Raw genomic sequence first — 22,055 nt, 5'->3', positions numbered from 1 at the left:
GCGGTTCCGCGGGGCGGTTTTTTGGTTCCCTTTTTGGGTCCCTCCAGGGCTGTGATGCCCGCTGCCTGCGGTCGCGGATGAGCCCGCAAGCCAAGCCGAACGGCTCAGCCAGTCCAGTACATCCAACTCAGCGTCTTTCTGGGGCTCGAACAGATGAAAGCCGGTCGTTTCAAGCAGTGGGGCGCGGGCATCGCCGCGATGGCGCTGCCGGTCCTTGCCAGTGCGCAGGCGGCCGATCCCAAGCGGTGGCAGCTCAACATGGGCCAGGGCGTGACCGTCCAGTCGGCCAACGCCTACAGCGCGCACATGTTCGCCCTGTGGGTGTGCGTGATCATCGGCATCCTGGTGTTCGGCGCCATGGCCTACGCCATGTTCAAGTTCCGCCACTCCAAGGGCGCGGTGCCGGACAAGGACTTCACCCACAGCACCAAGCTGGAAGTGATCTGGACCGTGGTCCCGGTCGTGCTTCTGGTCCTGATGGCGTTCCCCGCCACCAGCAAGCTGATCAAGATGTACGACACCCGCAACGCCGAGATGACCGTCAAGATCACCGGCTACCAGTGGATGTGGAAGTACGACTACCTCGGCGAGAACGTCGGCTTCACCAGCCGCCTGGACCGCAAGAGCGACCAGATCCGCCAGTCCGGCAAGGACGCGCGCGACGCCGACCATCCGCATTACCTGCTCGACGTCGACAACGTCCTGGTGCTGCCGACCGAGACCAAGATCCGCTTCGTGATCACCGCCGACGACGTCATCCACGCGTGGTGGGTGCCGGCGCTGGGCTGGAAGCAGGACGCGATCCCGGGCATCGTCAACGAGGCCTGGACCGACATCAAGGAGCCGGGCATCTACCGCGGCCAGTGCGCGGAACTGTGCGGCAAGGACCACGGCTTCATGCCCATCGTGGTCAAGGCCGTGCCGAAGGCCGAGTACCAGCAGTGGCTCGCAGCGCAGAAGGCGAAGAACGCCCCCGCGCCGGCTCCGGCTCCGGCCGCCACGCCCGCCGCTCCGGCCCAGCCGGAAGCGACCGCCCCGAATACCGACGCCACGGCCGCGACTGCTGAAAAGCAGGCGCCGGTCGCCGGCTGATCGTCCCGAATCCTGAGGTAGCCATGGCCGTCACGCACGCTGACACCCATCACCACGATGACCACGCCCACAAGCAGGGCTTCATCGAGCGTTGGTTCTTCTCGACCAACCACAAGGACATCGGGACGCTGTACCTGATCTTCAGCTTCATCATGTTCATCATCGGCGCAGGCATGTCGGTGGTGATCCGTGCGGAGCTGATGAAGCCGGGCCTGCAGTTCGTCGAACCGATGTTCTTCAACCAGATGACCACCGTGCACGCGCTGGTCATGATCTTCGGTGGCGTCATGCCGGCCTTCGTGGGCCTGGCGAACTGGATGATCCCGCTGCAGATCGGCGCGCCGGACATGGCGCTGCCGCGCATGAACAACTGGTCCTTCTGGATCCTGCCGTTCGCTTTCACGATGCTGCTGCTCACGCTGTTCCTGCCGGGCGGCGCTCCGGCCGGCGGCTGGACGCTCTATCCGCCGCTCTCGCTGCAGGGCGGCAGCAACGTGGCCTTCGCGATCTTCGCCATCCACATGATGGGCATCAGCTCGATCATGGGCGCGATCAACGTGATCGCCACCGTGCTGAACATGCGCGCGCCAGGCATCGACCTGCTGAAGATGCCGATCTTCTGCTGGACGTGGCTCATCACCGCGTTCCTGCTGATCGCCGTGATGCCGGTGCTCGCCGGCGCCGTGACGATGCTGCTGACCGACAAGTTCTTCGCCACCTCGTTCTTCAACGCGGCCGGCGGCGGCGACCCGGTGATGTTCCAGCACATCTTCTGGTTCTTCGGCCACCCCGAGGTCTACATCATGATCCTGCCGGCGTTCGGCGTCGTGTCGGAGATCATCCCGACCTTCAGCCGCAAGCCGCTGTTCGGCTACCAGGCCATGGTGTACGCGACCGCGTCGATCGCGTTCCTCTCGTTCATCGTGTGGGCGCACCACATGTTCACCGTCGGCATGCCGCTCGGTGGCGAGATCTACTTCATGTTCGCCACGATGCTGATCGCCGTGCCGACGGGCGTGAAGGTGTTCAACTGGGTGACCACCATGTGGCGCGGCTCGATCTCGTTCGAGGCGCCGATGCTGTGGGCGATCGCGTTCGTGATCCTGTTCACCATCGGCGGTTTCTCGGGCCTGATGCTCGCCATCGTCCCGGCGGACTTCCAGTACCACGACACCTACTTCGTGGTGGCGCACTTCCACTACGTGCTGGTGACCGGCGCGCTGTTCTCCATCATCGCCGCCACGTACTACTGGTGGCCGAAGTGGACCGGCCGCATGTACAGCGAGGGCGCCGCGAAGTTCCATTTCTGGTGGACGATGATCTTCGTCAACCTGCTGTTCTTCCCGCAGCACTTCCTGGGCCTGGCCGGCATGCCGCGCCGCATCCCGGACTACAACGTCGTGTTCGCGGACTGGAACCTGGTCAGCTCGATCGGCGCGTTCGGCATGTTCGTCACGCCGTTCATGATGGCCTTCATCCTGTGGCGCTCGAAGGCCGTGGGCGTCAAGGCAGAAGCCCGCGCCTGGCCGACCGCGCGTGGCCTGGAGTGGACCGTGCCGAGTCCGGCGCCGCACCACACGTTCTCGACGCCGCCGGTCATCAAGGATGGCGATCTCGCACACGGCGACATTACGCATTGATGCGTTGAAGGCGCGGAGGTGTTCGGCCGAACGCCGGATCCTCCGCTCCGACACGTACAGGCACCGACCATGAACCAGCCCGCCCACAATCCCGACGAGATCGCAGCGCGCCGCAAGGCCGCGCGTCGCACGGCGTTGTGGGTGGCGGCGATTGCGGTGGCGGTGTACGTGGTGTTCATCGCGATGAACACGGTGGGCAAGTGAACGGCGCGCAGGGCCAGCACGAATCCGCACCGGCGGCGCCGGCGCGCAAGAGCGCAGGCCTGGCGAAGATGGTCGTCGTCGCGATCGGCACGTTCGCACTGACCTTCGCGCTGGTGCCGCTGTACCGCATCGCGTGCGAGAAGGTGTTCGGCATCCGTCTGGAACGCACCGCGTCCCCCGGATCGGAGTCCGGGGCAGGCTCCGGCGTACAGGACGCGACCGCCGCCGCGAAGCGCGTGATCACCGTGCAGTTCGACGGCGGCGTCAACTCGAAGCTGCCGTGGGACTTCTCGCCCAATCAGGTCACGATGCAGGTCGTGCCGGGCGAGCTGTACGAAACCACGTACCACGCGCGCAACACCTCCGAGCGCACCGTCGTCGGCAGCGCCGTTCCGTCGGTGGCGCCGGCGCGCGCGTCGGGCTACTTCAGCAAGACCGAATGCTTCTGCTTCACCGCCCAGACGCTCAAGGCCGGTGAAGTGCGGGACATGCCGGTGCGCTTCATCGTCGATCCGAACCTCCCGGCCGACGTGAAGACCATCACCCTGTCGTATACCTTCTTCAAGAACGACACGCTCACCGCGCAGGCGCAGGGAACGGCACAGGCCGCGCCCGTCCCGCTGTCGGCACCGTGACCCTTTCCTTGCAATCGCATCACTGACTGGAACGCCGACATGGCCCAATCCCACTCGCCGGACGCCAACACCTACTTCGTGCCGCATAGCAGCCGTTGGCCGTTCCTCGGATCGATCGCGCTGTTCGCCACCATGCTCGGCATCGCCAGCTGGTTCAACGAGGTCAGCTGGGGCAAGACGATGTTCTTCGTCGGCATCGCGCTGATGATCGGCGTGCTGTTCGGCTGGTTCAGCGACGTCGTGCGCGAGTCGGTGCGGGGCAACTACAACAAGCAGGTCGACACCTCGTTCCGCATGGGGATGATCTGGTTCATCTTCTCGGAAGTGATGTTCTTCGGCGCCTTCTTCGGCGCCCTGTTCTACGCCCGCCAGTACGCGATGCCGTGGCTCGGCGGCGAAGGCGATGGCGTGATGACCAACTCGCTGCTGTGGCCGGGCTTCTCGGCCGCGTGGCCGAGCAACGGCCCGGGCGACGTCGGCGGCGTGTACCAGACGATCCCGGCGTGGGGCCTGCCGCTGCTCAACACGATGATCCTGCTCACCTCGGGCATCACCGTCACCGTCGCGCACCACGCGCTGAAGGCCGGTCACCGCAAGCAGCTGCTGGTCTTCCTCGGCCTGACCGTGCTGCTGGGCGCGCTGTTCCTGTACTTCCAGGCGGAGGAGTACATCCACGCCTACACCGAGCTGAACCTGACGCTGGGTTCGGGCATCTACGGCTCGACCTTCTTCATGCTCACCGGTTTCCACGGCGCGCACGTCACGCTCGGCACGATCATGCTGGCGGTGATCTGGTTCCGCTGCCTGAAGGGCCACTTCACCAAGGACAACCACTTCGCGTTCGAAGCGGTCGCCTGGTACTGGCACTTCGTCGACGTGGTCTGGCTCGGCCTGTTCCTGTTCGTCTACGTGCTGTAAGGCATGTGATTCGTGATTGGTGATTCGTGATTGGCTGAAGCAAAACCACAATCACCGGTCCAGCAAAAAGGCGACGGGACAACCGTCGCCCTTTTTGCTTTTACGAATCACGAATCACACCACTACGGCTTTCACGGCCCGCCGTGGAACTTGATCCAGCCCATGTAGTTGGCGAGCACGACCAGCAGGATCAGCGCGACGGACAGCGCGATGCGACGGGTGAGCGCGTTCACCGTGCGCTTGCTCTCGCCCTTGTCCACGAGCATGTAGTAGAGGCCCGCGCCCAGGTTCCACAGGATGACGATCAGGAAGGCGATGATCAGCAGTGTCTTGAGCGAATCGTTCATGGCGGCCTCGGACGCGCCCCCGTTCGGGGCGTGCCGGCCATTATGGCGCCGCGCGGCGGGGAAGTCGTGAGCCGCACGCGTACGCTCGTCGTCGGCTGGAGCGCGGCGCTGGTGGCGATCGCGCTGTTCGCCAACCTCGGCCTGTGGCAGTCGCGCCGCGCCGTCGAGAAGCAGGCGATGCTCGATGCCGCCGCCACGGTGATGGCCGATCGCACGCCGCGCCCACTGTCGCTCGCCAGCGACCCCATCCGTGCACGCGACTACGACTGGGCCGTCGGAAGCGGCACGTTCGATGCGCGCGATGCCCTGCTGCTCGACAACCAGCAGCGCAACGGCCGCGCCGGCGTCCGCGTGTACCGCATCTTCGTGCCGGCGCAGGGCATGCCGATGCTGGTCGACCTCGGTTGGCTGCCGCTGTCGGGCGATCGCAAGTTGCCGCAGGTGCCGAACCTCGACGGGACGATCGAACTTCGCGGGCTGCTCGTGCCGCCGCCGTCGACCGGCCTCGCGCTCGGCCCGGCGCTGGTGAAGCAGGGCGACGCGTGGCTGATGACGCGCGTCGACCTCGCCGCCATCGCCAGCGAGACCGGCCTCTCCGTGCCGCTCGCGCCCCGCGTGCTGCGCCTGGATCCCGCGCTGCGCATCGGCTACGAGCGCGACCTGGAGCTGCTGCCCAACACGCTTCCGCCGGACCAGCATCGCGGCTACGCGCTGCAGTGGTTCGCGCTCGCCGCCGCGGTGCTCGCGACGGCGCTGATCCTCACTTTCCGCAAGCGCCGTCGGCCATAAGGAGTTCGCATGAGCGACGACACGACCCCGAACGACATCCGCAGTCGCAACCGCAACCGCACGCTGTTGCTGCTGCTGTTCGCGATGTTCTTCGGCAGCATGCTGATCGCCGGTGCGCTGCGCTTCTCCGGCTGGCGTCCGTCCGGAACGAAGAACGTCGGCGAACTGCTCGATCCTCCCGGCGACGTGCGCGCGCTGACGCCGCGCCTGCTGTCGGGCGGCGATTACGCGTGGAAGGCGGGCGAACGCACGTGGCGCATCGTGGTCGCGCCGCCGGTCGATTGCGGCACCGAATGCGCCACGCTCGCGCGCGAGATCGAGACCGTCTGGCAGCTGTTCGGCAAGGACGCGGACGACGTGCACGTGCTGTGGCTGTGCCCGACCGACGCCTGCGCCTGGCCTGCCGGCGTGCCGCAGCCGGCCACGCTGAAGCTGCTCGCACCCGATGCCCAGCTGCGCGCCGGCCTGCCGCGCGTGGACGACACGACCGTCGCGGCCACCAACGCAAGCGCGAGCTCCAGCGGCCGCGGCGTTCCGGCCTACGTGATCGATCCCTACGGCTTCGTGATTCTGCGCTACGCTCCCGGCTTCGATCCGTCCGGCCTGCGCACGGACGTCGCCCGGCTGGTCAAGCTGAAGTGACCGGCACGCGACGAAGGAACAACGACAGGTTCTGATGAGCAGCATGACCATGCCCACCGAAGCCCGGGCCGGCTCGCGCCCCGCGGTTTACCGACATTTCCATCGCCTCGCCTGGCTGGCCGTCGCGCTCGCGTTCGGCGTGATCGTGTTCGGCGCGTTCGTGCGCCTGTCCAACGCCGGCCTCAGCTGCCCCGACTGGCCGACCTGCTACGGCCGCGCCGCGTGGCCGACCACGGCGCATCAGGTCGTCGACCACGCCGCCACCGCCATCCGTCCGGTCGAAGTGCACAAGGCCTGGCGCGAGCAGTTCCACCGCATGATCGCCGGCACTCTCGGCGTGCTCGTGCTCGGCCTGGCGCTGCTCGCCGCGCGCCGTCGCAAGTACGGCGTGCTGCAGGTGATCGCCGCATCGGTGCTGGTCGGCATCGGCATTCCGCTGTACATGCACGGCGAGCACGTCGCCGCCTCCGTGCTCGCCATCGCGGGCGAAGCGATCCTGCTGTTCGCCGCGCTGCGCTGGAGCAACGTCGACCTCGCGCGCGTGGCGTCGATCACGCTCGCGGTGATCATCTTCCAGGCGCTGCTGGGCATGTGGACCGTGACGTGGCTGCTCAAGCCCATCGTCGTGATGGGCCATCTGCTCGGCGGCCTGCTGACGTTCTCGCTGATCCTGTGGATGGCCTGGCGCGCGACGCACATCCCGATGCGCCTGGCCGAAGCGCAGCTCGTGCGCCGTCTGGTGATCGCCGGCATCGTGCTGCTCGGCGTGCAGATCGCGCTCGGCGGCTGGACCAGCGCGAACTACGCCGCGCTCGCGTGCGGCAACGATTTCCCGACCTGCGTCGGCCAGTGGTGGCCGCGACACGATTTCCGAGAAGCGTTCGTCCTGTGGCGCGGCATCGGCGTGGATTACGAGGGCGGCATCCTCGACGGCGAGGCGCGCATCGCGATCCAGCTCGCGCACCGCATGATGGCGATGGTCGTGTTCGTCTACCTGCTGTGGCTGGCGGTGCGCCTGATCCGCACGCCGGGCATGCGCGGCTGGGCGACGCTGCTGGGCTTGCTGCTGTTCGCGCAGGTCGGCCTCGGCATCGCGAACGTGAAGCTCGGCCTGCCGCTGTCGGTCGCGGTGATGCACAACGCCGGCGCGGTGCTGCTGCTGTTCGTGCTGGTGTCGCTGCTGGCGCGCCTGCGCCAGCCGGAGCCGTGATGTCCGCCGCCATGCCGAAGGCCACCGCCAAGCAGTACTGGGACCTCACCAAGCCGCGCGTGGTCGCGCTGATCGTGTTCACCGCGCTGGTGGGCATGTTCCTCGCGGTGCCCGGCCTGCCGCCGCTGCGCGAATCGGTGCTGGGCTTCCTCGGCATCTGGCTCGCGGCGTCGAGTGCGGCGGCGATCAACCAGCTGCTGGACTCGCGCATCGACGCGAAGATGGCACGCACATCGTGGCGCCCGATCGTCGCCGGACAGATCACGCCGACGCAGGCGCTGGTGTTCGCGCTGATCCTCGCCGCGCTGTCGATGGTCATTCTGGTGGTGTGGGTGAACACCATCACCGCGATCCTCACCTTCGCCTCGCTCATCGGCTACGCGGTGATCTACACCGTGTATCTCAAGCGCGCGACGCCGCAGAACATCGTCATCGGCGGCATCGCCGGCGCCGCGCCGCCGCTGCTGGGCTGGGCCGCGATCACCGGCATGACCGGCGAATGGGACTGGCCGCACGCGCTGCTGCTGGTGTTGATCATCTTCGTCTGGACGCCGCCGCATTTCTGGGCGCTGGCGATCTTCCGCCGCGCCGACTACGCGCGCGCGATGGTGCCGATGCTGCCGGTCACGCACGGCGTGGAATACACGCGCTGGCAGATCCTGTTCTACACGGTGCTGCTGGTCGTGGTGACGATCCTGCCGTGGGCCGCGGGCATGAGCGGGCTGTTCTACCTCGGCGGCGCGCTCGTGCTGGGCGTGGTGTTCCTGGGCTATGCATGGCGCCTGATGAACCCGCCGGACGAGATGTACGCGATGAAGGTCTTCAACTATTCCATCGTGTACCTGATGGCGCTGTTCGCCTTCCTGCTGCTGGACCACTGGCTGATGCCGCTGCTGCAGCCGGCGCCGGTGATGGAGTTCCGGCCGCAACCCTGATTCGAACTTCGAAACACGAGACCGCCGAATGACGCGCAACCGCTTCCGCTCCGCACTGATGTCGTTGTCCGCCGGCCTCGTCGCCGCCACCTCCGGCGCATTCGCGCAGGCACCGCAACTCATCGAGCCGGGCGCCCAGGCGGGCGAGGTCGTCGTCACCGCCGATCGCCTGCTCGACGTGCGCACCGGCCGCATGATCGACCATCCGCAGGTGCGTGTTCGCGACGGCCGCATCGTCGAAGTCGCGCGCGCCGGCGCCGCATTGCCGCCGAACGCGCGCGTGATCGACCTGCCGGGCATGACGCTCATGCCCGGCCTGATCGACATGCACACGCACCTGGACGCCGATCCCACCTACGGCGGCTACACGGGCCTGCAGTTCAACGACCGCTTCTGGTCGATGATTTCCGTCGGCAACGCGCAGCGCACCTTGCTCGCCGGGTTCACGACGATTCGCAACGTCGGCTCGGACGCCTGGAACGACGTCGGCCTGCGCCAGGCGATCGACGAAGGGAAGATCACCGGGCCGCGCATCGTCACGGCGGCGTACTCGTTCGGCGCCACCGGCGGGCATTGCGATTCGACCTTCTTCCCGCCGTCGATGAACCAGAAGAGCCCGTACAACGCCGACTCGCCGGAAGAGGCGCGCCAGCGCGTGCGCGAGCTGCGCAAGTACGGCGCGCAGGTGATCAAGATCTGCGCGACCGGCGGCGTGTTCTCGCGCAACACCGAGCCCGGCCAGCAGCAGATGAGCTACGCCGAGATGAAGGCCGTCGCCGACGAAGCGCACCAGTGGGGCCTGAAGGTCGCCGCGCATGCGCACGGCACGGCGGGCATCAAGGACGCGATCCGCGCCGGCGTGGACACGATCGAGCACGCGAGCCTGATCGACGACGAAGGCATCCGCCTGGCGAAGCAGCACGGCGCCTGGCTGTCGATGGACATCTACAACACCGACTACACGCAGGCCGAAGGCAAGAAGAACGGTGTGCTCGAGGACAACCTGCGCAAGGATCGCGAGGTCGCCGACATCCAGCGCGAGAACTTCAAGCGCGCGCATGCGGCCGGCGCGAAGATGGTCTTCGGCACCGACGCCGGTATCTATCCGCACGGCGACAACGCGAAGCAGTTCGCGGTGATGGTGCGCTATGGCATGACGCCGCTGCAGGCGATCCAGTCCGCGACGGTGAGCGCTTCGCAGGCGCTCGGCCGAGAGGATGTCGGCGTGGTCGAGGCCAACCGCTGGGCCGACCTCATTGCCGTCGCCGGCGACCCGACGCAGGACGTGACGCTGCTGGAGCGCGTGCCGTTCGTGATGAAGGGCGGCGTGGTGGTGAAGCAGGACGCGATGGCGCGCTGAGTCGCTTGAAACCCGAAGCCCCTCTCCCATCGGGAGAGGGGTTGGGGTGAGGGGCAACGAAGTGGCTGCTCCGGAACTCGCAATGTGGTGAAGCGCTGCGCGGCAGCGAAAGGCGCTGCTTACTGCGCCGCAATCCTCGGCGACAGCTCCGCATCGATCAGCGGCGTGGCCGACGGCAGGCGCGTCGGGTCCAGCAGCGCCGCCATCGTCGGATCGGCCGGATAGGCGGTTCCGTCGAACTCCAGCGCGACCGTGCCGGCTTCGTCGCCGCTGCCGACATTCACCAGCAGGTCGTGCCAGCCGCGGCTCGTCCGCGCGCCGATGGCGATCGGGGCGCGCACCGATACCGACTGGCCGACGAGCTTGTACCCGTCCTTCCCACCGTGGAAGACCAGCAGCGTGCAGCCGTCGGCCTGGCACCAGTTCTGGTCGTCGAGCAGCATCAGCAGGTCCTTCTTGCCGTCGCCGTCGAGGTCGGCCATCGCGTCGGTGCGGGCCGGGACCTCGCGGATGCTGCGCGACGCGAGGAAGGTCTCCAGCGCCTTGTCGGCCAGGGCCTTTTCGTTCACCGGCGCCGGAAGCGGCGCGCTCGCCTGCGCATCGCTGCGCGCGTTCGTGCTGCAGCCGGCACACGACAGCGCGACCAGGGCAAGCGCCGTGGCCAACGTGAATGGGGTACGCATGATCAGCTCTCCACCGAAGCTGAGCAGAGCTTGCGCCCGCTTGCGTGGTGGCGGAGTGAGCGTTTTCTTGCGGCTGTATCGGACTACAAAAGGCGTACCGCCGATACCCGCGCTCCGCGGAAACCGTCATCCCGGCGAAGGCCGGGACCCAGGCAGTCGACCTTTCAGGATGACGCCGGAACATCGGCGGAAGCGCCGGGCCTGGGTCCCGGCTTTCGCCGGGATGACGGTGTACCGGACGCTTCCGCCGAATCACGAATCACGAATCACGAATCACGGAGCCAACCTCACTTCCCCAGCAACGCCTGCTCCCAGAACAGCATCGTCGCCGCGTTGAAGTAGTCCACGTTGGTCTTCTTCTTGAAGCCGTGGCCTTCGTCGTCGTACAGCAGGTACCAGACCGGCTGGCCGTTCGCGCGCACCGCCTTCACGATCTGCTCGGCTTCCGTGTACGGCACGCGCGGGTCGTTCTTGCCCTGCGCGACGAACAACCTCGATGCGATGCGATCAGCGTGGTTGAGCGGCGAGATCTCGTCGAACACCTTCGTCATCGCGGGATCGCGTTCGTCGCCGTACTCCGCGCGGCGCAGGTCGCGGCGATAGCTTTCGGTGTTCTTCAGGAACGTGCCGAAGTGCGAGATGCCCACGATGTCGACGCCGGCCTTGATGCGATCGCTGTAGTGCATCAGCGAGGCGAGCACCATGTAGCCGCCGTAGCTGCCGCCATACACGCCGACGCGCGAGGCGTCGAGGTCGGGCTGCGTCGCGATCCAGTCCAGCAGCGCGCCGATGTCCTTGACCGAATCCTCGCGTTTCGCCGCATTGTCGAGGCTCAGGTACGTCTTGCCGTAGCCCTCCGAACCGCGCACGTTCGGCAGCAGCATCGCGACGCCGAGTTCATTCGCCAGGAACTGCGCGGTCGGATTGAACAGCGGCAGCGACTGGCCTTCCGGTCCGCCATGGATGTTGATCACGACGGGAATCTTCTTGCCTGCCGGCACGTTCGCCGGGCGGTAGTAGAACGCGGGAATCTCGCGCGGCTTTCCATCGACGGCGTCGAACGTCGGGTAGTGCACCAGCGTCGGCGCGACGAACTTCGATGCGTCCAGTCCGCCGACTTCGCTCTGCGTCCAGCGCGCGAGCTTCGCGCTGGCCAGGTCGATCACGTAGACGTCGCTCGGCGACGTCGCCGAGTTGAGCGTCACCGCAAGGCGTTTGCCGTCAGGCGAGAAGCCGAGGTTCACCACGACGCCGACCGGCAACTGCGGCAGCTTCACCTCGCGATGCGAGGGCAGCGACAGCACGTGCAACTTGTAGATGCCGTCCTCGTTCGTCGTGTACGCAAGGTGCTTTCCGTCGTCTGCGATCGCCAGATCCGCGACGTCCCACTGCGTCGACGCGGTAAGCACCTCGAACTTCCCGGTCTTCGGATCGTGATGGCGCAGCGTCAGGAACTCCTGCGGCTTGCCGTCCACCGGCTCGTCGGAGATGTAATACACGCCGCGCCCGTCGGGCGCGTACTTGAAGTCCTTCAGCGACGCCTTGCCCCCATCAACCGGGAACATCGTCAGCTTGCCGCTGGCGACGTCGACCACGCCGGGGTACGACTCGGCGGCGGAGACGTACTTCATCACCAGCAGCTCGCGGCCATCGGGTGAGAAGTCCATCGCGTTCCACTGCCCGCCTTCGGTGACGAGCACGCGCGGCTTGCGCGTGGCGAAATCCATCACCCACACGTCGGTGTCCTTCCCGTTGCGCGCGGTGCTGCTCCACGCGAACTGCCTGCCGTCGTGCGAGAACAGCGGTCCCTGGTTGCGCGCCTTGCCGTCGGTGAGCAGCGTGGTCTCGCGGGATTTCAGATCGAACCAGTGCAGCTGCCAGAACTCGTTTCCGCCGACGTCCTTGCCGAACACGAAGCCGTCGAGGTTCGAACGCGACGGCGCCGCCTCGATCGCCGCGAGCGGTTCGGGATAGAACGTCAGCTGCTCGCGCATGCCCATCGGCGCGCACACGCGATGCGCCTGCGCGGTCTCGGCAAAGCGCGTGCTGATCAGCAGGCAGTCGTCGCTCCAGCCGGCGAACGTCGCGCCGCGCGTGTTCTGGTACCGGCTGAGGCGTTCGGTCAGTTCGGGCGGAATCGCGGGGATGTTCTCGCTGGTGCGATTGCCGACCTGTTCACGTGCCACGGTCGGCGGGGCCGTCTTCTTCTGCGCGATGGCCGGCGTGGCGCAGGCGAGGAGCAGGGCGGACAGGAGCATGGAACCACGTGGCGACATGGGCGTTCCCCGGATGGAAAGCCCGAGCTTAGCCCGCGCCGCCTTTGCCGCGCCGGGCCGCTGTCGCGAATGCGGCCGGCGTCAGGCCGCGCGGCGTGAACGCCGCCAGAGCGCGCGGGCGCCGAACCGCACTGCTGCCGAGAGCCCGGCGAACACCAGCGCGACGATCAGCGGCAGCACGCCGCCGAAAGTGAAGGCCATGCCGGCGACGAAGCCGGCGATGCATTCGGCGCGATACACCGGCGCCAGGATCGCACGCCGAACAGCCCGAGGAAGAGCGCCTGCGTGACGCCTCCGGCGCCGAGCTTGAAGCCCGTCGCCATCGCCGTGCCGTAGAGGAACGACACGATCAGCCCGGCCCACATCGCACGCGTGACGCCGCCGAGTCGGCGCGCGCGCCAGCCGAACGCAAGGCCAACCGCGGGCAACGTCAGCAGACCGAGCCAGTTCGAGATGGCGGGCATGTCCGCGCGGTTGAGCAGGTGGTGGCTCTGCACGCCGCCGCCGGACCATTCAAGCGCCAGCTGCACGCAGGCGTAGAGCAGCCCGACCAGCGCGGGTATGAACAGCAGGCGGGACGAAGACGGCATCGGACACGCTCGCATCAGGATGACGCCACTGTCACCGTCCGCGATCGTGATCGCCCATGCAGGAAGTGCGGATGACCTTCCGCCCACCGGCGCGCCGTCAGTGGCGACTCAACATCCGCAGCGACAGCAGCTCGCGCAGTTCCTGCTTTTCCGCGTCGACGAGCGACGTCATGCGCGCCTGCAGCGATTCGATGCGCGCCTGCAGCGCCTGCGCATCCAGGCGCGCGATGGCGTCCAGGAACGCCTGCTGCCGGCGGTCGGCGTCGTCGAGCACGCGCGCATCCAGGGGCGTCGACGCGGTGGTTTCCACTGCACCGGCGGTGGCGAGTTTGGTCAGCGCCGGCGCTTCGCTGCGATCGGCGAAATGCTCCAGCACCATGCCGGTGGAGATGTCGGGGCGCTGGTGCACGAGTTCGATGATCTCCACCAGCAGGCCGATGCCGGGCTGGTCGAGCGAGGCGAAATGCAGCGACGCCGGCAACGCGAGCGCCACCTGCGGCTGCTGCATCAGCATCGTGATCGCGCTGCGCACGAGCGACGGTTTCGATCCGTGCGGCGCGTTGCCGGCCGCGCGCGCGCGCTGCGCGGGCACATGCGTTTCCGGCGCGCTCGCGCGTGCGCCGACGCCGGTGAGTTCGGTGAGCCGCTGCTTCATCAGATCGCCGAATGCGCCGTCGGGAATCTGCGCCAACAGCGGTTTGGCACGTTCGGCCAGACGGCCCTTGCCTTCGAGCGTGTGCAGGTTGACGTCGCTGGACAGCGAATCGAAGAAGAACTGCGACAGCGGCGTCGCCTGTTTCAGGTGCGCTTCGAAACCCTCGCGGCCTTCGTTGCGCACCAGCGAATCCGGATCCTCGCCGTCGGGCAGGAACAGGAAGAACGCCTGGCGGCCGTCCTTCATGCGCGGCAGCACCGATTCGACCGCCTTCCATGCGGCGCCGCGACCGGCGCGGTCGCCGTCGAAACAGAAGTAGACGTCGGGTGCGTTGCGGAACAGCAGTTCGGCGTGGTCGGGCGTCGTCGCGGTGCCGAGCGTCGCCACCGCGGTCTCGAAGCCGTTCTGGAACAGCGCGATCACGTCCATGTAGCCTTCGACGACGATCAGGCGCTCGATCCTGCTGTTCGCCTGACGTACCTGCCACAGGCCGTAGAGTTCGCGGCCCTTGTGGAAGAGCTCGGTTTCCGGCGAATTGAGGTACTTCGGACCGTTTTCCTTTTCGAGCACGCGGCCGCCGAACGCGATGGTGCGACCGCGGCGATCGTGGATCGGGAACATCACGCGATCGCGGAACTTGTCGTAGACGTGGCCGCGATCGTTCTTCGAGAACAACCCGCCGCGTTCGAGCAGCTTCATGCGTCGCGGATCGGTGCCCAGCGCATCGCGCAACGCGTTGAAACCATCGGGTGCGTAGCCCAGCGAGAAACGCGCGCGCGTCTCGGCATCGACGCCGCGGCTGTCGAAATAGCCCAGTGCGCGGCCGTTGCTTGCCAACTGTTTCTGGAAGAACTTCGACGCCGCATCGAGCGCGCCGTACAGATCCTGGCTGTCGGGATTCGCATTGCGCTGGTGCGTGTCGCGAGGCACTTCCATGCCAAGGCGCTTGGCGAGTTCTTCCACCGCGTCGAGGAACTCGAGGCGGTCGTAGTTCATCAGGAAGCTGATCGCGGTGCCGTGCGCGCCGCAGCCGAAGCAGTGGTAGAAGCCCTTCACCGGCGAGACGGTGAAGCTCGGCGACCGCTCGTCGTGGAACGGACAGCGCGCCGAGTATTCCTTGCCCTGGCGCTTGAGCTGCACGCGCGAGCCGATCACCTCGACGAGGTCGGTGCGCGCGAGCAGGTCATCGATGAAAGCGTCGGGGATGCGGGCCATTGGACGGTAAGGATGCCATGCGCTCACCCTTCTCCCGCTTGCGGGAGAAGGTGCCCGAAGGGCGGATGAAGGCGGCGGTTGCCCCCACCCCAACCGGCTCCCGCACGCGGGAGCGGGACAGCGGAATCAGTTCGCCAGACGCTTCTTCACCAGCGCCGACACCTGGCCCATGTCGGCCTGGCCGGCGAGCTTGGCCTTCAGCGGGCCCATGAGCTTGCCCATGTCGGCCGGGCCGGTGGCGCCGGTTTCGGCGATGGCGGCGTCGATCGCGGCCAGGATCTCGGCCTCGCCCATCTTCGCGGGGATGTAGCGCTCGATCACGACGATCTCGTCGCGCTCGACCTGCGCCAAGTCCTCGCGGCTGGCGGCTTCGTACTGGGTGACCGAGTCGCGGCGCTGCTTGACCATCTTGTCAAGCACGGCGATGACCGCGGCGTCGTCCAGTTCGATGCGCTCGTCCACTTCCTTCTGCTTGATGGCGGCGTTGATCAGGCGGATCACGGCGAGGCTGTGCTTGTCGCCGCCCTTCATCGCGGCCTTCATGTCGTCGGTGAGTCGCTGCTTGAGGCTCATCGGGCTGCTCCTTGGCTGGGGATCGCGCGGCGGGCGCGCGGAATCGGGGTGATGGGGGCCAGTCCGGGCATCCGGCGACGGCCCGGGTACGGGGCGGTCATCGCCGGAATCCGAAATCCGGAAACACAAAAAGCCGGCAGCGCAGGGCGCGGCCGGCTTGTGTGATGCGTCCGGGAGCAGGTCGCGCGGTGCGCGGACCCGCCAGGGCGATCAGTACAGGCGCTGACGCTTGGTCACGTCGCGCGAGGCGCGGCGCGCCTGGCGCTTCACCGCGGCTGCGGCCTTGCGCTTGCGTTCCTGGGTCGGCTTCTCGTAGAACTCGCGCTTGCGGGTCTCGGCCAGGACACCGGCCTTCTCGCAGGTGCGCTTGAAGCGACGCAGAGCAAACTCAAAAGGCTCGTTTTCGCGGACTTTGACGCTGGGCATACGTAATCTCGTTTCGGTAACCGGCCCGGGCAGGCCGGGGAAGAGCCGCGCATTATAGCGGCGGCCTTCTTGAAGGTGCAACATAGGGCCCTACTTTGGATGCAGGTCCTTGAATCCACACGCTTCCGGCCGCCCGGAAGCCGCCCTGCGCCCCCTCGCGGAAGTCCATCTTGAAAGTCCTCGGCATCGAAACCAGCTGCGACGAGACCGGTGTGGCCGTCTACGACACCGAATCCGGTCTGCGCGCGCACACCCTCTACAGCCAGATCGCCCTGCACGCCGAATACGGCGGCGTGGTGCCCGAACTGGCCAGCCGCGACCACGTCCGCAAGCTGCTGCCGCTGGTCCGCGAGACCCTGCGCGAAGCCGGCCTGACCACGTCCGACCTCGACGGCGTGGCCTACACGGCCGGCCCCGGGCTCGTCGGGGCGCTGCTGGTCGGCGCGGGCGTGGCCCGCTCGATGGCCTGGGCGCTGGACGTCCCGGCCATCGGCGTCCATCACATGGAAGGCCACCTGCTGGCGCCGCTGCTGGAGGACGACCCCGAGCGCGGCCGTCCCGAGCCGCCGTTCGTGGCGCTGCTGGTCTCCGGCGGCCACACGCAGCTGGTGCACGTGGAGGCGATCGGCCGCTACCGGCTGCTCGGCGAAACGCTGGATGACGCGGCCGGTGAGGCCTTCGACAAGACCGCCAAGCTGATGGGCCTTCCGTACCCGGGCGGCCCGCAGCTCGCGGCGCTGGCCGAGCAGGGACGCCCCGGCGTGTTCAGGTTCGCCCGGCCGATGACCGATCGTCCCGGCCTCGATTTCAGCTTCAGCGGCCTGAAGACGCAGGTGCTGCTGGCGTGGAAGGACAGCGACCAGGGCGACGCGGTCCGCGCCGACATCGCGCGTGGCTTCGAGGACGCGGTGGTCGACACGCTGTCGATCAAGTGCGAACGCGCGCTGGAAGCGGCCGGTTGCGACACGCTCGTCGTCGCCGGTGGCGTCGGCGCGAACAAGCGGCTGCGCGCGAAGCTCGACGAGATGACGCGCAAGCGCGGCGGCCGCGTGAGCTTCCCGCGCCCGCAGTTCTGCACCGACAACGGCGCGATGATCGCCTACGCCGGCGCGCTGCGGCTCGCCGCCGGGCAACATGGCGACCTCGCGGTGCGCGTCACGCCGCGCTGGGACATGGCGACGCTGGAGGCGGTGAATTCGTGAATCGTGAGGCGTGATTCGCGGGCGCAGCCGGTGCGCGCTGTAAGCTTTCGCTTCTGCGAATCCCCAATCACGAATCACGAATCACGGCTCCCATGGACCACGTCTTCATCGAAGGCCTCGAAATCGAGGCGCTGATCGGCATCTACGACTGGGAGCGCCGCATCCGTCAGCCGCTCGTGTTCGACATCGAGATGGCCTTCGACAACCGCATTCCGGCGGCGACCGACGCGATCGCCGACACGCTCAACTACAAGGCGGTGAGCAACCGCATCGTCGAGTACGTGTCGCAGTCCAGTTTCGAACTCGTCGAAACGCTGGCCGAACGCGTCGCGCAGATCGTGATCACCGAGTTCGGCGTCCAGCGCGTGCGACTGAAGCTGAGCAAGCCCGGCGCAGTGCGCGGCGCGCGCGCGGTCGGCGTGATGATCGAACGTTCCGCGTCCTGACATCGGCACCGCGTTCCGCATGAGCCGCGCCTACCTGAGCCTGGGCAGCAACGTCGATGCCGTGACGCACCTGCGTGCGGCCGTGCGCGCATTGCGCGAGCGTTTCGGCGAGGTCGTCATGTCGCCGGTGTATCGCACGCGCGCTGTGGGTTTCGACGGGCCCGATTTCCACAACGCCGCGGCGATCATCGAGTCCGACCTCGATCCGCACGCACTGAACGCATGGCTGCACGCGCTGGAAGACGCGCACGGCCGGGACAGAAGCGGGCCGCGTTACGGCGACCGCACGCTCGACATCGATATCGTGCTGTTCGACGGACTCACGCTCGAAGGCGCGGGCAATCTGCGCATTCCGCGCCCGGAGCTGAAACACGCGTTCGTGCTGCGGCCGCTGGCGGAGATCGCGCCCGACGTCGTCGTGCCCGGCACCGGTCGCACGCTCGCGCAGCTGTGGGCCGCCCATCCCGAACACGGAGCGACGCTGGAAACGGCGCCGCTCTGAGCGACGCGGACCGCGCCGGCCGTCCGAATTCGCGCGTCTTCCCCTTGCCACCGCGCCCGCACCGGCCCGAGGATGCGCGCTGGTCCATGGGGGACTGGGGAAATTGCGATGTTCGATAAGTTCTCGCGCAGTTGGGAGCTGGTGAAGGCGAGTGCGGCCGTGCTGCGCTCGGACAAGGAGCTGATGGTGTTCCCGGTCGTCTCCGCCGTCGCCACGCTCGTGGTGCTGGCGACGTTCCTGGTGCCGATGATCGGCTGGCGCGTTTTCAGCCAGGGCGTGGCATCGAGCGTGATCTGGGTGTTCCTGTTCTATTTCTGCCAGTACACGGTGATCGTGTTCTGCAACAGCGCGCTGGTAGCCGCCGCGATGATCCGCCTGGACGGCGGCGATCCGACGCTGGCCGACGGCTTCAACGCGGCGAAGGCACGCCTGCCGTCGATCCTCGGTTACGCGGCTATCACGGCGACCGTCGGCGTGCTCCTCAAGCGCATGAAGGACGACGACAACCTGCTGATGCGGCTGGTCGGCGGCGGCCTCGGCGCGGCATGGACGCTGGCGACGTTCCTCGTGGTGCCGGTGCTGGTGCACCAGGAAGTCGGCCCGTTCGAAGCGCTCAAGCGCAGCGCGAACCTGCTCAAGCGCACGTGGGGCGAGAACGCGATCGGCAATGTCGGCATCGGCATGGCGTTCGGCCTGATCTCGTTCGCCATCATCGTCATTGGCGCGCTGCTGGCGTTCGTGGCCGCGCAGCTGTCGGTGGCGCTGGCGGTGTCGATCGTGGTGTTGTTCGTGATCGGCCTGCTGCTGCTCGGCGTGTACCAGGCGGCGCTGAGCGGCATTTATGCGGCGGCGCTGTACCGCTACGCGATGGAAGGCGAGGCGCCGCCGGCGTTTCGCGCGCTGCAGCTGGAGACGGCGTTCGCGGCGAAGTGATGTCCGGGCGGCGCCGGTGTCACGACCGGCGCCGTCAGTTCTTTCCGGCTGGTGACGAAGGGGCTGTTCGAGCCAGCGGTTCCTAAACCGTCACACCGCCAGCAGTCGTCCGCCATCCAGATGCAGCACCTGTCCCGTGCTGTAGTGCGCGTCCTGCAGCAGCCAGCGCACGGCCTCGGCGACTTCCTCCGGTGTTCCGGTTCGGGCCAGCGGCGTGCGCGCAAGCATCGCCTGCTGCGCGGCGATGTCGTTGCGGTCTTGCGGCCAGAGGATCGCGCCCGGCGAGACCGCGTTGACGCGCACGTCGGGGCCGAGTTCCAGCGCGAGCGAGCGCGTCATCATCAGCAGGGCGGCCTTCGCCATGCAGTACAGCGTGTGTTCGCGCAGCGGACGCTCGGCGTAGAGGTCGGCGAGATTCACGATCGCGCCACGCGAGGCACGCAGATGCGGCGCGGCGGCCTGCGCGAGGAAGAACGGCGCGCGCGCGTTGCTGGCGAACAGCGTGTCCCATTGCGCCGGCGTCGCGGAGCCGATCGGCGTCGGCGTGAAGGTCGACGCGTTGTTCACCAGCGCATCCAGCCGGCCGAAGCGGCCCACGCATTGCGCGATCAGCTCGGGGAGGCGGTCGAACTCGGCCAGGTCGGCCTGAAGCAGCAACGTGCTGCCAGCGCGCGCGCGTTCCAGTTCCGCCGCCAGCGCGTTCGCCTCGTCCGACGAGCCACGGTAATGCAGCGCGATGTCGTAGCCCGCGCCGTGCAGGCGACGCACGATCGCGGCGCCGATCCGTCTCGCGGCGCCGGTCACCAGCGCCACGGGCGCGGCGGAGCGGGGCGTGCTCATGAAGATGCGTCCATGACGGGTCTCTCCGGGGCGTGGCGTATCCTGAGCGGCCAGTGTTCCCACGGCGATGCCGCATGTCCACCGATTCCCCCTCGCATCGTCCTGACGCGCAACAGCGCCAGCGCGAGGCCAACGCCCTGCCGACGCCCGACGCCGATGCGCTCGCGCACAGCGCGCGCGTGGACGAGCTGATCCGCGCGCAGATCGCCGGGAACGGCGGCGCGATTCCGTTCTCGCGCTTCATGGAGCTGGCGCTGTACGCGCCGGGCCTCGGCTATTACAGCGCCGGCGCGAGCAAGTTCGGCGAAAGCGGCGATTTCGTCACCGCGCCCGAACTCGGCCCGATCTTCGCCGCGTGCGTGGCCGAGAGCGTCGCGCCGGTGTTCCAGCAACTCGGGCCGCAGGCGCGGTTCTTCGAACTCGGCGGCGGAACCGGCGCGTTCGCCGAAGTCGCGCTGAAGCGGTTGATGGAACTGGACGCGCTGCCCGATCGCTATTGCATCCTCGAACCCAGCGCGCAGCTGCGGCATCGCCAGCGCGAGCGCCTGCAGGAGCGCCTCGTGCCGCCGCTGTTCGAGCTGGTCGAGTGGCTCGATGGGCCGTTCGACGACGAGTGGGATGGCGTGCTGTTCGCCAACGAAGTGATCGACGCGCTGCCGACGCCGCGCTTCGCCATCGAGGCGGGCGAGGTGTACGAGGAACACGTCGCCGTCGAAGGCGGCGAGCTGAAGCGCGTGCTGCGTCCGGCCGACGCGTTCCTCGGCAACGCAGTGCGTCATCTGGAACGCCAGCTCGGCCGCGAGTTCGAGCACGGCTACCGCTCCGAAGCGTTGCCGCAGCTGCCGTACTGGGTGCAGGCGGTGTCCGGCGGCATGCGCAACGGCGCGATGCTGTTCGTCGACTACGGCTATTCGCGCGGCGAGTTCTACCTGCCCGAACGCAGCGACGGCACGCTGCGCGCGTTCTATCGCCACCGCATGCACGCCGAGCCCCTGCTGTGGCCGGGCCTGCAGGACCTGACCGCGTCGGTCGACTTCACCGCGCTCGCCGAAGCCGGCGTGGCGGCAGGCTTCGACTTCGCCGGCTACTGTTCGCAGGCGAGCTTCCTGCTCGGCAACGGGCTGGCCGGCGTGCTCGAACGCATCGAGCGGATCGCCGACGAAGGCGAGCGCATGAAGCGCACGCAGGAAGTGAAGCGCCTCACGCTCCCCAGCGAGATGGGCGAGCGCTTCCAGGTGATGGGCTTCGAGAAGGGTGTCGAGTTCGGCGCGGCCTTCCTCGTTGGCGACCTGAGTTTCCGCCTGTGAGCGCGACGGCGAGCCGGCGCTCCTGGCTGCGCGAATTCCGCTGGCCCGCGCTGTGGGTGGCGATCTGGATCGCGATGATCGCCGCCGTGGTGACGTCCTCGCTGCTGCCGGCGCACGACCTGCCCGAGGTGCCGGACGGATTCGACAAGGTCGAGCACTTCGTCGGCTACCTGATCCTCAGCGCCTGGGCGGTGATGCTGTTCGCGCACCGGCGGGCGCAGGCGATCGCGGCGGTGGGACTGATCGCGCTCGGGGTCGCGCTGGAATTCGCCCAGGGCGCGTGGACGGTCAGCCGCATGGCCGATTCGGCCGACGCGCTGGCCAATTCGCTCGGCGTGCTCGCCGGGCTGATGCTCGGGCCGACGGCGATCGGCGGGTTGCTGGTCCGGATCGAAGAGAAGATCCGAGGTCGCTAGTGGCGTTTGGCGGCATTCGATCCCGTTCGCAGGTGCTTCGAAGCCGATGCGCGATGTTCGCGACCGGGACGTGCGCCCGGTGAACAGCGTCCGCCTGAGGTGAGATGGCGGTCGCAGTACAAAAGATCGCCATAAAAGCAGATTAGGCAAAACGACGGTAGGTATTGCGCAAAGGTTAAAGGCCGGTTAAAGCTCGGGGCTGGGCTCGACAGGGGGAGT

The 22,055-nt window shown here is 67.6% G+C and carries 24 protein-coding genes; 16 read left to right on the top strand and 8 right to left on the bottom strand.

Going from position 1 to position 22,055, the window contains the following annotated elements:
- Positions 1-153: 153 nt before the first annotated feature.
- The 5 genes from coxB (at position 154) to GOY17_RS17710 (ending at position 4,489) form a co-directional block, all read left to right on the top strand.
- Positions 154-1,092, top strand: a complete 939-nt coding sequence (gene coxB / locus GOY17_RS17725) for a cytochrome c oxidase subunit II (protein WP_115842048.1) — start codon at positions 154-156, stop codon at positions 1,090-1,092.
- Between the two features lie 23 nt (positions 1,093-1,115).
- On the top strand, positions 1,116-2,732 hold the full coding sequence (gene ctaD / locus GOY17_RS17720; RefSeq protein ID WP_115842047.1) for a cytochrome c oxidase subunit I: 1,617 nt from the start codon (positions 1,116-1,118) through the stop codon (positions 2,730-2,732).
- Between the two features lie 69 nt (positions 2,733-2,801).
- A complete protein-coding gene (locus GOY17_RS19070) occupies positions 2,802-2,936 on the top strand; it encodes a hypothetical protein (protein WP_267896508.1) in 135 nt (44 codons plus the stop codon).
- 68 nt (positions 2,937-3,004) lie between these two features.
- Entirely contained in the window at positions 3,005-3,571 is a 567-nt protein-coding gene (locus GOY17_RS17715; protein WP_157031796.1) for a cytochrome c oxidase assembly protein, read from the top strand.
- Between the two features lie 39 nt (positions 3,572-3,610).
- Positions 3,611-4,489, top strand: coding sequence for a cytochrome c oxidase subunit 3 (locus GOY17_RS17710; RefSeq protein WP_115842046.1), 879 nt, complete (start codon positions 3,611-3,613; stop codon positions 4,487-4,489).
- 131 nt (positions 4,490-4,620) lie between these two features.
- On the opposite strand, the gene GOY17_RS17705 is transcribed toward GOY17_RS17710, so the two are convergent.
- Positions 4,621-4,836 (bottom strand): twin transmembrane helix small protein, encoded by a 216-nt coding sequence (locus GOY17_RS17705; RefSeq protein WP_115842045.1) that lies wholly within the window; start codon positions 4,834-4,836, stop codon positions 4,621-4,623.
- A 66-nt stretch (positions 4,837-4,902) separates the two neighbouring features.
- On the opposite strand from GOY17_RS17705, the gene GOY17_RS17700 reads away from it, so the two are divergent.
- From GOY17_RS17700 to GOY17_RS17680, 5 genes are read left to right on the top strand one after another with little or no spacing between them, the layout of a single operon-like run.
- Entirely contained in the window at positions 4,903-5,625 is a 723-nt protein-coding gene (locus GOY17_RS17700; RefSeq protein ID WP_157031355.1) for an SURF1 family protein, read from the top strand.
- A 9-nt stretch (positions 5,626-5,634) separates the two neighbouring features.
- The gene (locus GOY17_RS17695; RefSeq protein WP_157031354.1) at positions 5,635-6,267 is read left to right on the top strand and encodes a redox-active disulfide-containing membrane protein; all 633 of its coding nucleotides are present in this window, start codon (positions 5,635-5,637) and stop codon (positions 6,265-6,267) included.
- Between the two features lie 43 nt (positions 6,268-6,310).
- The gene (locus GOY17_RS17690; RefSeq protein ID WP_232338625.1) at positions 6,311-7,477 is read left to right on the top strand and encodes a COX15/CtaA family protein; all 1,167 of its coding nucleotides are present in this window, start codon (positions 6,311-6,313) and stop codon (positions 7,475-7,477) included.
- 11 nt (positions 7,478-7,488) lie between these two features.
- A complete protein-coding gene (locus GOY17_RS17685; RefSeq protein ID WP_425477920.1) occupies positions 7,489-8,412 on the top strand; it encodes a heme o synthase in 924 nt (307 codons plus the stop codon).
- 28 nt (positions 8,413-8,440) lie between these two features.
- Positions 8,441-9,772 (top strand): Xaa-Pro dipeptidase, encoded by a 1,332-nt coding sequence (locus GOY17_RS17680; protein ID WP_269750034.1) that lies wholly within the window; start codon positions 8,441-8,443, stop codon positions 9,770-9,772.
- 119 nt (positions 9,773-9,891) lie between these two features.
- Here the strand turns inward: GOY17_RS17680 and GOY17_RS17675 are convergent, their stop codons facing one another.
- From GOY17_RS17675 to rpsU, 6 genes are all read right to left on the bottom strand, one after another.
- Positions 9,892-10,455 carry a COG3650 family protein gene (locus tag GOY17_RS17675; RefSeq protein ID WP_157031353.1) on the bottom strand — a complete coding sequence of 188 codons (564 nt, stop codon included), beginning with the start codon at positions 10,453-10,455 and terminating at the stop codon, positions 9,892-9,894.
- A 287-nt stretch (positions 10,456-10,742) separates the two neighbouring features.
- Positions 10,743-12,713: a S9 family peptidase gene (locus GOY17_RS17670; protein ID WP_157031352.1), complete on the bottom strand. Its 1,971-nt coding sequence runs from the start codon at positions 12,711-12,713 to the stop codon at positions 10,743-10,745.
- Positions 12,714-12,898: 185 nt separating this feature from the next.
- Entirely contained in the window at positions 12,899-13,321 is a 423-nt protein-coding gene (locus tag GOY17_RS17665) for a hypothetical protein (protein WP_157031351.1), read from the bottom strand.
- Positions 13,322-13,418: 97 nt separating this feature from the next.
- Positions 13,419-15,191, bottom strand: a complete 1,773-nt coding sequence (dnaG, locus tag GOY17_RS17660) for a DNA primase (RefSeq protein WP_157031350.1) — start codon at positions 15,189-15,191, stop codon at positions 13,419-13,421.
- Positions 15,192-15,317: 126 nt separating this feature from the next.
- Positions 15,318-15,764 carry a GatB/YqeY domain-containing protein gene (locus GOY17_RS17655; protein ID WP_115842038.1) on the bottom strand — a complete coding sequence of 149 codons (447 nt, stop codon included), beginning with the start codon at positions 15,762-15,764 and terminating at the stop codon, positions 15,318-15,320.
- A 210-nt stretch (positions 15,765-15,974) separates the two neighbouring features.
- Positions 15,975-16,190 carry a 30S ribosomal protein S21 gene (gene rpsU / locus GOY17_RS17650; RefSeq protein ID WP_031371286.1) on the bottom strand — a complete coding sequence of 72 codons (216 nt, stop codon included), beginning with the start codon at positions 16,188-16,190 and terminating at the stop codon, positions 15,975-15,977.
- A 170-nt stretch (positions 16,191-16,360) separates the two neighbouring features.
- On the opposite strand from rpsU, the gene tsaD reads away from it, so the two are divergent.
- From tsaD to GOY17_RS17630, 4 genes are all read left to right on the top strand, one after another.
- Positions 16,361-17,392, top strand: coding sequence for a tRNA (adenosine(37)-N6)-threonylcarbamoyltransferase complex transferase subunit TsaD (gene tsaD, locus GOY17_RS17645; protein ID WP_157031349.1), 1,032 nt, complete (start codon positions 16,361-16,363; stop codon positions 17,390-17,392).
- A gap of 92 nt (positions 17,393-17,484) precedes the next feature.
- Complete coding sequence (gene folB / locus GOY17_RS17640) at positions 17,485-17,838, top strand: dihydroneopterin aldolase (RefSeq protein ID WP_115842036.1); 354 nt, start codon at positions 17,485-17,487, stop codon at positions 17,836-17,838.
- 19 nt (positions 17,839-17,857) lie between these two features.
- Positions 17,858-18,340: a 2-amino-4-hydroxy-6-hydroxymethyldihydropteridine diphosphokinase gene (gene folK / locus GOY17_RS17635; RefSeq protein ID WP_115842035.1), complete on the top strand. Its 483-nt coding sequence runs from the start codon at positions 17,858-17,860 to the stop codon at positions 18,338-18,340.
- Positions 18,341-18,448: 108 nt separating this feature from the next.
- Positions 18,449-19,273, top strand: coding sequence for a DUF6159 family protein (locus tag GOY17_RS17630; RefSeq protein ID WP_157031348.1), 825 nt, complete (start codon positions 18,449-18,451; stop codon positions 19,271-19,273).
- A 90-nt stretch (positions 19,274-19,363) separates the two neighbouring features.
- Here the strand turns inward: GOY17_RS17630 and GOY17_RS17625 are convergent, their stop codons facing one another.
- Complete coding sequence (locus tag GOY17_RS17625; RefSeq protein ID WP_157031347.1) at positions 19,364-20,113, bottom strand: pteridine reductase; 750 nt, start codon at positions 20,111-20,113, stop codon at positions 19,364-19,366.
- Between the two features lie 74 nt (positions 20,114-20,187).
- Between GOY17_RS17625 and GOY17_RS17620 the strand changes: the two genes are divergently transcribed.
- Both GOY17_RS17620 and GOY17_RS17615 read left to right on the top strand, forming a co-directional pair.
- Positions 20,188-21,420 carry a class I SAM-dependent methyltransferase gene (locus GOY17_RS17620; RefSeq protein ID WP_157031346.1) on the top strand — a complete coding sequence of 411 codons (1,233 nt, stop codon included), beginning with the start codon at positions 20,188-20,190 and terminating at the stop codon, positions 21,418-21,420.
- Positions 21,417-21,836, top strand: a complete 420-nt coding sequence (locus tag GOY17_RS17615) for a VanZ family protein (RefSeq protein WP_232338477.1) — start codon at positions 21,417-21,419, stop codon at positions 21,834-21,836. Before GOY17_RS17620 ends, GOY17_RS17615 begins: the two co-directional genes overlap by 4 nt.
- Positions 21,837-22,055 lie beyond the last annotated feature (219 nt).

It is taken from the genome of Lysobacter soli, from assembly GCF_009755585.1.
Lineage (GTDB): Bacteria > Pseudomonadota > Gammaproteobacteria > Xanthomonadales > Xanthomonadaceae > Lysobacter_J > Lysobacter_J soli.
Note: the sequence above shows the minus strand (reverse complement) of the source record. Positions and strands in the feature narration are given on the sequence as shown.

Bases quoted from the DNA above. Each gene is read 5' to 3' on its own strand.
- coxB (WP_115842048.1), top strand. From the start codon at position 154: ATGAAAGCCGGTCGTTTCAAGCAGTGGGGCGCGGGCATCGCCGCGATG.
- ctaD (WP_115842047.1), top strand. From the start codon at position 1,116: ATGGCCGTCACGCACGCTGACACCCATCACCACGATGACCACGCCCAC.
- GOY17_RS19070 (WP_267896508.1), top strand. From the start codon at position 2,802: ATGAACCAGCCCGCCCACAATCCCGACGAGATCGCAGCGCGCCGCAAG.
- GOY17_RS17715 (WP_157031796.1), top strand. From the start codon at position 3,005: ATGGTCGTCGTCGCGATCGGCACGTTCGCACTGACCTTCGCGCTGGTG.
- GOY17_RS17710 (WP_115842046.1), top strand. From the start codon at position 3,611: ATGGCCCAATCCCACTCGCCGGACGCCAACACCTACTTCGTGCCGCAT.
- GOY17_RS17705 (WP_115842045.1), bottom strand. From the start codon at position 4,836: ATGAACGATTCGCTCAAGACACTGCTGATCATCGCCTTCCTGATCGTC.
- GOY17_RS17695 (WP_157031354.1), top strand. From the start codon at position 5,635: ATGAGCGACGACACGACCCCGAACGACATCCGCAGTCGCAACCGCAAC.
- GOY17_RS17690 (WP_232338625.1), top strand. From the start codon at position 6,311: ATGACCATGCCCACCGAAGCCCGGGCCGGCTCGCGCCCCGCGGTTTAC.
- GOY17_RS17685 (WP_425477920.1), top strand. From the start codon at position 7,489: ATGCCGAAGGCCACCGCCAAGCAGTACTGGGACCTCACCAAGCCGCGC.
- GOY17_RS17680 (WP_269750034.1), top strand. From the start codon at position 8,441: ATGACGCGCAACCGCTTCCGCTCCGCACTGATGTCGTTGTCCGCCGGC.
- GOY17_RS17675 (WP_157031353.1), bottom strand. From the start codon at position 10,455: ATGCGTACCCCATTCACGTTGGCCACGGCGCTTGCCCTGGTCGCGCTG.
- GOY17_RS17670 (WP_157031352.1), bottom strand. From the start codon at position 12,713: ATGCTCCTGTCCGCCCTGCTCCTCGCCTGCGCCACGCCGGCCATCGCG.
- GOY17_RS17665 (WP_157031351.1), bottom strand. From the start codon at position 13,321: ATGCCGTCTTCGTCCCGCCTGCTGTTCATACCCGCGCTGGTCGGGCTG.
- dnaG (WP_157031350.1), bottom strand. From the start codon at position 15,191: ATGGCCCGCATCCCCGACGCTTTCATCGATGACCTGCTCGCGCGCACC.
- GOY17_RS17655 (WP_115842038.1), bottom strand. From the start codon at position 15,764: ATGAGCCTCAAGCAGCGACTCACCGACGACATGAAGGCCGCGATGAAG.
- rpsU (WP_031371286.1), bottom strand. From the start codon at position 16,190: ATGCCCAGCGTCAAAGTCCGCGAAAACGAGCCTTTTGAGTTTGCTCTG.
- folB (WP_115842036.1), top strand. From the start codon at position 17,485: ATGGACCACGTCTTCATCGAAGGCCTCGAAATCGAGGCGCTGATCGGC.
- folK (WP_115842035.1), top strand. From the start codon at position 17,858: ATGAGCCGCGCCTACCTGAGCCTGGGCAGCAACGTCGATGCCGTGACG.
- GOY17_RS17630 (WP_157031348.1), top strand. From the start codon at position 18,449: ATGTTCGATAAGTTCTCGCGCAGTTGGGAGCTGGTGAAGGCGAGTGCG.
- GOY17_RS17625 (WP_157031347.1), bottom strand. From the start codon at position 20,113: ATGAGCACGCCCCGCTCCGCCGCGCCCGTGGCGCTGGTGACCGGCGCC.
- GOY17_RS17620 (WP_157031346.1), top strand. From the start codon at position 20,188: ATGTCCACCGATTCCCCCTCGCATCGTCCTGACGCGCAACAGCGCCAG.